Here is a 5,597-nt window from a genome sequence, read left to right as displayed (position 1 = left end):
TTCAGAGCTTACGTTGGTTTTTGGTTCCATTGCTCCCCAAACCCCAGATTGGGCTTGTCCTGGCGGGCGGTGATGCAGAAGAAGCCGCTAGGCCCTTGCGTGATCATGTCCGGCCCAGCCTCGGGCAAGAATCTCAGCGCGGCGTCGCGGAAACCCTCGGCACGCTCGCGGGTGGGGAATGCAAACACCTCCAGCCAGCATTTGTCATCATCGGATAGCACCTGGAACGCCTCAATCTTCGCCTGCGGCACTCCCGGCCATGACCCGTTCGCGTACTGCTCAGCTGGCGTCAGCTGGTACTGCAGGAAAAAACTTCCATCGTGAACCGGCTCTGACCTGCCCTCGTACAGATCGAGTACCGGATAATGTGCCCGGTACAGTTTCGGGAAAACAATTCCGGTGCGGTTGCACTTGAATCCTTCGCTGAAACTCTCCAGTGGCTCCGGCTTACCACCAGCCTGCTTGGCCATGCGCTTCTGCGTGAAATCTGCCATGTTGGCCACGTTCGCGGCGCCGGCCTGCAACTCGTCCATCGGGTGCTCCTGTAGCGGGGGGATCATCTAGCCTTACGTGGGCGATCAGACGACACAGATTTTTCCTGCTCGAACTGATTTGCCGCCTCAACGTGCCGCTTGTACTCAGCGTCAGTCATCAGCCCGGCGCGGCGCAACTCGCTCAACCTACCGGATCGGTAGTATGCCGCGATCATTCGAGTGCTGGGCTTCACGCGGATGCCCTGGTCATGTACTCGACGAAGAATTCCAGCCAGAGGCCGGCGTTATCGTCTCCCAGCACCAGCGGATAACGCTCCGGGTCCTTGGCGTGTTGCGCCTGATACTCGGCAACAAAGCCTTCGAGGTCCGAGCGCACCTCGGCGACGAATTCATCCAGCGTCTGGCTCATGTACTGCTACCCCTCGGCAGGTTATTCGTTGACGGCATCCCGTAGGGCGGCATTCCAACCGATCTTCGACCGGATGGCCGTGCACACCACGTCGCCCAGGGCGCCCCAGAGAGTGCCGACAATCGCGAGGCAAAGGCTCCAGACATCCAGAATCACCAGCCATACGCTCGTTGCGGGCGCATCGAGCTTGATTAGCAGGGCAAGGAGGGACAGCACAACGATGACGTTGCCCCAGCGTTGCGACCACTTCGGTGCAAGTTTGCCTCTCAGGCTTGCCAGAATGATCAGCGCGGCAAGCACGTTGCCGACCCCGAGCAGGGCGATGGAAGCGAGGGTATGAAGAGTCATGCGGGTTCCTTTGGGTAGTGTGTGCGTTTCACCGCTCAGGCCAAGAGCGCCTGCGGTAATCGGATTACTTTGCCGAGCTTGGCGGCGACCAGACAGCGCATGGCTGCGATGGCCGCTGTGTTGCCATATAGCGCTTCCGATGCGTCTATCTGGTACATGGCATCGTGTGATTGGTGTTCCGTCGAGGTGCAGATGCTGTGCTGCCCCATGACGGCGCACCAGACGGGTATCCGCACGTTGTTGCAGTATCCCTGGGCGTCTTTGCCCCAATCGTCGTCGCAACGAACGGTGCTGATGCCAAAATGCTCGACCAGTAGGCCACTCAGGTCCCGGCTGGTTGAGAAGGATGGCAGGTCGGGGTGCGCGACTCCCAAGGACACTGGCTCGCCCCCGGCCGGGAGCATCCACCCATACTCGTTGGGCTTGGCCGCATTGAGTCCGGCCTGCTGGTATTCGCTGATCAGACACAACGAGCCGATGGCCCACCGCTGCGTTGAATTGCGCCGGTACTGAGCAAGATCGTCGTCACGTTCGCGGTCGATGCAGTTCTTCGCCCAGACCCAGCCTTGCGTTAGTGCCACAGCACAATCAAGAGCGCGCCCCGACAGTTCGCCTGCTGCTACTTTGTCGAAGCTCATTGCAGCAGCTCCTTTGGAATGCTCACGCGGGCGCCCAGCTTGCTTGCCACGTAGCAGCGCATGGCGGCGATCAAGTGAGTTGGCCCTTCACCGCTGAAAACGCTGTTGCGGCTGGTGTAGTTCTGGAATTGGTGAACGGGGCGGCAGGTTGCGAGCCATGATGTGACATTGCGGCCGTCCTTCTCCCGGCTGCAAACCTCGCTGAAGGAGATAAGCTCCCTGCCGATCAATGGCCCGCCGTAGTTCCAGTCAGTAGACGGACAGTAGTTCTGCGCCGCTGACCAGCCGCTGCTCAGTACCCGATCCACGCCATTGAGGGTAAACCACCAGCACGCCACCGTATCGAAGCGCAGGTTGGTGGCGCCTTCGGACATAGCCACCGCCAAGTCCAGTGCTCGCCCGGTCAGGTCGCAGGCATTCACTTCGATGCAATTCATCAGTTCCGCCCCCCATTGGTGATCTGACCTGCGGCCTCGGGCGCTTCGATGCTGCCGATCTGATCCAGGATTTCCTGGTGGGTATGGGGAAGGGTCGCGTTCATTGGTTGGGCCTCGTGATGGACTGATTTCGAGGTTATTGCAAGGCGGAGGAAACCCAAGCGCATAGCCGCAAGGTAGTGAGAGGAGGACGAGGAGGAGCAAGGCAGATCAGGCACCGCACCGCGCCAGCACTCAGACCGGCGCCAATAAACCGAGCAGCACTTGGATGAGGACGAAGGTGATAGCCGAGACGATCAGCAGCAAAATGCACGCGCGCCAGCCATTGCCTGGATTCAGGCCGAATGAAGCCGCAATGGCGCCGATTGCTACAGGCACCAGCCCAGGAAGGTTCCGGCCAGCGTCGGCGCCCCCGGATTCTGGGACGATCAGGCAGAAGAGCGCGTAGGCAAGGATCATCGCCGTGGCGATGGCGAGGTCCTTCGGTGATGGGTGCTTGATGTCTACGCCCCAGATTTGCATTGCGATTACCTCAGCGAAACGATTGGCTAGAACAGGGGTTGCTGCGGGTGATTTGGATCTGGCTTTGGCGGTCTAAGTGGGTGGCCAAGCTGGCGGCGACACTCGGCAAGCCAGACCCTGTAGGGCCAGCCCGTTCGCTTGCCGAATGGATAGGCCTCGGCGAGCGCCAAGCGCAACGCCTTCAGGTCGCTGCGCCCGACTTCACGGATGGTCTGAGCAACGACAGGCGCTGCCCGATCAGCCCAGGACAACTTTCCCATGCCGGCCTTATGTCAGGGCCGGAATGCCGATGGCGTCCCAATCGGCGGGTTGTGGTTGAAAGCCGTCAGCCCATGGCCACGGGACATCGAACTGATGTTCTTCCGAGGCGAAAACAGCCGTCTCGGTGTCGAGGTAGTCAAGGAACCAATCGTGCGATTTTCCCGGCACGCCGACCACCGGCGCAAGGATAGCCACCAGATTGCGGTAGCCGGCAGGCGGTGTCGGTGGCGTCCAGCCATGCAGCAGCTTGGCATGCTGAGGAGGATTGGTGGTGTTCACGCCTTTGTACAACTCGGCGTCCTTGGCTGTGAGGGCCGTGCCGTGGGTGGCGTTCTCGGGCTGCTTGTTGTCGTCGTTCATCATTCCCTTCCAGGGTTGAGGGTGATCAGGCCGCGCACCGGCATAGCGCCAGTGCGGCGGGTCACTCTGCGGGGCCAGCTCGGTCGAGATGTGCCCTACCGGCGACCGCGTTTTTCTCTTCTCGATAACCGCCAAGCCACGCAATGCCGTGGAACGCGAAGACAGCGGCCCCCACAGCAAGCACAGCACCGCCACCGAACTGGATACTCGCAATGAACCCGAGAGCAGCGAGCTTCAACGCTCGCCCTGCGTAATTGTCCGGCCATTGCGTGTAGACGGCCGTGTCAAGGCCATAAACGTCCAGCTGCAAGCACCAATAGCCGACCACATTGAGCGCGAGCAGGATCAGAGCTGCGACCGCCAGCCACTTAGCCAGGCGAAAAACTCCTCTCCAGAAATACGGAAGTTCGAGCCGAAAAGCCGTGAGCCGGCGTTTACTCATTGCGGTGCACCTTGCTCAGGCTGGTCAGGTATTCGGCTACCTGATCGGCGTCAACCACGGCCAGCGTTTCGGAGCAGCCGTCGCAGCCCAGGACAAACTGGCACTGGACCTCATTGCTGCGCAGCCGTCCGTCCGGTGCGCCGGAGGTGACCCTGTTGTGAGTGGCCCAGCTCAGATCGTGCCCGCCACAGGCCTTGCACGTCCGAGCAGAGAGCAAACTAGCCATGAGACGGCGCCTCCTGAGTTTTCGCAGCGGGGGTGGGCGTGACGGCATTCCAGGCGCGGCGATAGACGTGCTCAACACGAGCATCCTGCAGGTGCTGACTGGCAGTAATCACCGCCAGCAGCTCATTGCGGCTGAATTCGGCCCTGGTATCGGTGGGGTGACTGTCGAACAGCATCGTGATGGCCACGGCGGTAGTGTCGCGCAGCAACTGCTCCAACTCGCCGACACGGGCATGCAGAGCCTCGTGTTCGGAGGCCAGCACAACGTCGCGACCTTCGATGTGCGGATGGTTCGGGTGGTAGCGCGTAGCCTGATCCATCACTCCAGCTCCTCGCGCATGTAGTTGATCAGTACGCCCGCGACCGCGACGCAGCGTTCTGCGCGGGGCTCGCCTTTGCGCGCCATCGCACGCAGCGTGGTTTGCTCGTTCGCCTCTTCGGTCAGCTCGCGCCCGTAGAACTCGCTCATGAGCGTGCGGGCAATGGCTTCGACCCGGCGACCATCCTCAGCATCGTAGGCGCTCGTTACGTTGTGCATCAGGCTCACAGGGCACCTCCCTTGGTGTGCAGGACGGCTATTTCAGGAGAATTTTTTCCGCTCACAACCGTCAGCTCCTTTCTTCGATGAACGCCCATGCCTGGGCGCAATTGCGGATCTCGACCAGCCGCCAGCCCGTGGTGACCAGCCGGGGCGAACCGACAACCACCTGCTTAATCGGATCATGGACGTTGACGACATCGCCGATGCGCTCGGTCTTGTAGCCGGCCGCGTGCAGCCGGTCTTCGATGGTGATGTTCTCGCGGCTCATTGCGCACCTCCCTGCGTGGTGGCGTGTGCGCGCAGCGCGTTGCTTCGCGATTTGAAGCTGCGGCGGCCGACCTTCCACTGCCGGTCGCTCACGCGGGTGTAGTTCGCCGTGTACTTGCGGTGCCGAATAGCCGGATTGCTGCCCGATTCGACATACGTGACAGGCCAGCCATCAACGACAGCGGTCGTACCGATCAGCTGGCTGCGCGGTGCCTCTACGGGAACGTGGTTTTCGGTATTCATCATGTCGCCTCGAACTTGCTTGACTGCGATTCCAGCCTCTCATGCCGCTGGCGAATCCCAAGGGCGCCAGGGGCATGCAGCGATCACAACCCAGGATTGAGCCCGTAGACGGCCAGACGCGCAGCCTTGTAATCAGCGAACGCAACGCCAGCTGCCTTGCAGGCGTTGTGGGCGCTCAGGTGTTCGGCCTGTACGTGAGCGGCTTCGACGGCGCTGATGATCTGTTCGGCGGTATTGAGTTCCATGGCGGTTTGCTCGGTATCGGCTGGTGATGGATACAGGCTCGCACGGGGCTGGGGAATCCCAAGCCCTCGCCGGAGCAGCCGTTGCACCAGCTGACCGACAGGATTCCCAGCGGATGTTTTTCTCTGGGATTTCGAGCGGGCATAGGCTATCGCGGCCGGCGTACC

The 5,597-nt window shown here is 61.3% G+C and carries 14 protein-coding genes; all 14 read right to left on the bottom strand.

Annotated elements, in window-relative coordinates; genetic code table 11:
- Positions 1-8 precede the first annotated feature (8 nt).
- The 14 genes from LO50_RS18460 to LO50_RS24940 all read right to left on the bottom strand — a co-directional run bounded on the left by LO50_RS18460 (position 9) and on the right by LO50_RS24940 (position 5,432).
- Positions 9-533, bottom strand: coding sequence for a hypothetical protein (locus tag LO50_RS18460; protein WP_201775191.1), 525 nt, complete (start codon positions 531-533; stop codon positions 9-11).
- Positions 534-723: 190 nt separating this feature from the next.
- A complete protein-coding gene (locus tag LO50_RS18455) occupies positions 724-903 on the bottom strand; it encodes a hypothetical protein (RefSeq protein ID WP_019407019.1) in 180 nt (59 codons plus the stop codon).
- A gap of 21 nt (positions 904-924) precedes the next feature.
- A complete protein-coding gene (locus LO50_RS18450) occupies positions 925-1,251 on the bottom strand; it encodes a hypothetical protein (protein ID WP_019407018.1) in 327 nt (108 codons plus the stop codon).
- Positions 1,252-1,286: 35 nt separating this feature from the next.
- Positions 1,287-1,889 carry a hypothetical protein gene (locus LO50_RS18445; RefSeq protein WP_044315920.1) on the bottom strand — a complete coding sequence of 201 codons (603 nt, stop codon included), beginning with the start codon at positions 1,887-1,889 and terminating at the stop codon, positions 1,287-1,289.
- Positions 1,886-2,326: a phage protein NinX family protein gene (locus tag LO50_RS18440; protein ID WP_044315919.1), complete on the bottom strand. Its 441-nt coding sequence runs from the start codon at positions 2,324-2,326 to the stop codon at positions 1,886-1,888. The genes LO50_RS18445 and LO50_RS18440 overlap by 4 nt, the downstream gene beginning before the upstream one ends.
- A gap of 234 nt (positions 2,327-2,560) precedes the next feature.
- Positions 2,561-2,848: a hypothetical protein gene (locus LO50_RS18435; protein ID WP_044315918.1), complete on the bottom strand. Its 288-nt coding sequence runs from the start codon at positions 2,846-2,848 to the stop codon at positions 2,561-2,563.
- 267 nt (positions 2,849-3,115) lie between these two features.
- On the bottom strand, positions 3,116-3,469 hold the full coding sequence (locus tag LO50_RS18430; RefSeq protein ID WP_019406858.1) for a hypothetical protein: 354 nt from the start codon (positions 3,467-3,469) through the stop codon (positions 3,116-3,118).
- A gap of 61 nt (positions 3,470-3,530) precedes the next feature.
- A complete protein-coding gene (locus LO50_RS18425; RefSeq protein ID WP_044315917.1) occupies positions 3,531-3,911 on the bottom strand; it encodes a hypothetical protein in 381 nt (126 codons plus the stop codon).
- Positions 3,904-4,137 (bottom strand): hypothetical protein, encoded by a 234-nt coding sequence (locus LO50_RS18420; protein WP_044315916.1) that lies wholly within the window; start codon positions 4,135-4,137, stop codon positions 3,904-3,906. Before LO50_RS18420 ends, LO50_RS18425 begins: the two co-directional genes overlap by 8 nt.
- Entirely contained in the window at positions 4,130-4,456 is a 327-nt protein-coding gene (locus LO50_RS18415; RefSeq protein WP_019406855.1) for a hypothetical protein, read from the bottom strand. The genes LO50_RS18420 and LO50_RS18415 overlap by 8 nt, the downstream gene beginning before the upstream one ends.
- Positions 4,456-4,683 carry a hypothetical protein gene (locus tag LO50_RS18410; protein WP_044315915.1) on the bottom strand — a complete coding sequence of 76 codons (228 nt, stop codon included), beginning with the start codon at positions 4,681-4,683 and terminating at the stop codon, positions 4,456-4,458. Before LO50_RS18410 ends, LO50_RS18415 begins: the two co-directional genes overlap by 1 nt.
- Positions 4,684-4,744: 61 nt before the next feature.
- On the bottom strand, positions 4,745-4,945 hold the full coding sequence (locus LO50_RS18405) for a hypothetical protein (RefSeq protein WP_044315914.1): 201 nt from the start codon (positions 4,943-4,945) through the stop codon (positions 4,745-4,747).
- On the bottom strand, positions 4,942-5,190 hold the full coding sequence (locus LO50_RS18400) for a hypothetical protein (RefSeq protein ID WP_044315913.1): 249 nt from the start codon (positions 5,188-5,190) through the stop codon (positions 4,942-4,944). The genes LO50_RS18405 and LO50_RS18400 overlap by 4 nt, the downstream gene beginning before the upstream one ends.
- Positions 5,191-5,270: 80 nt before the next feature.
- Positions 5,271-5,432 (bottom strand): hypothetical protein, encoded by a 162-nt coding sequence (locus LO50_RS24940; RefSeq protein WP_161794496.1) that lies wholly within the window; start codon positions 5,430-5,432, stop codon positions 5,271-5,273.
- Positions 5,433-5,597: the final 165 nt, after the last annotated feature.

The sequence above is a fragment of the Stutzerimonas stutzeri genome (genome assembly GCF_000935215.1).
Taxonomy (GTDB): Bacteria; Pseudomonadota; Gammaproteobacteria; order Pseudomonadales; family Pseudomonadaceae; genus Stutzerimonas.
The sequence above is the reverse complement of the archived record's forward strand: the minus strand, read 5'-3'. Positions and strand labels throughout refer to the sequence as shown.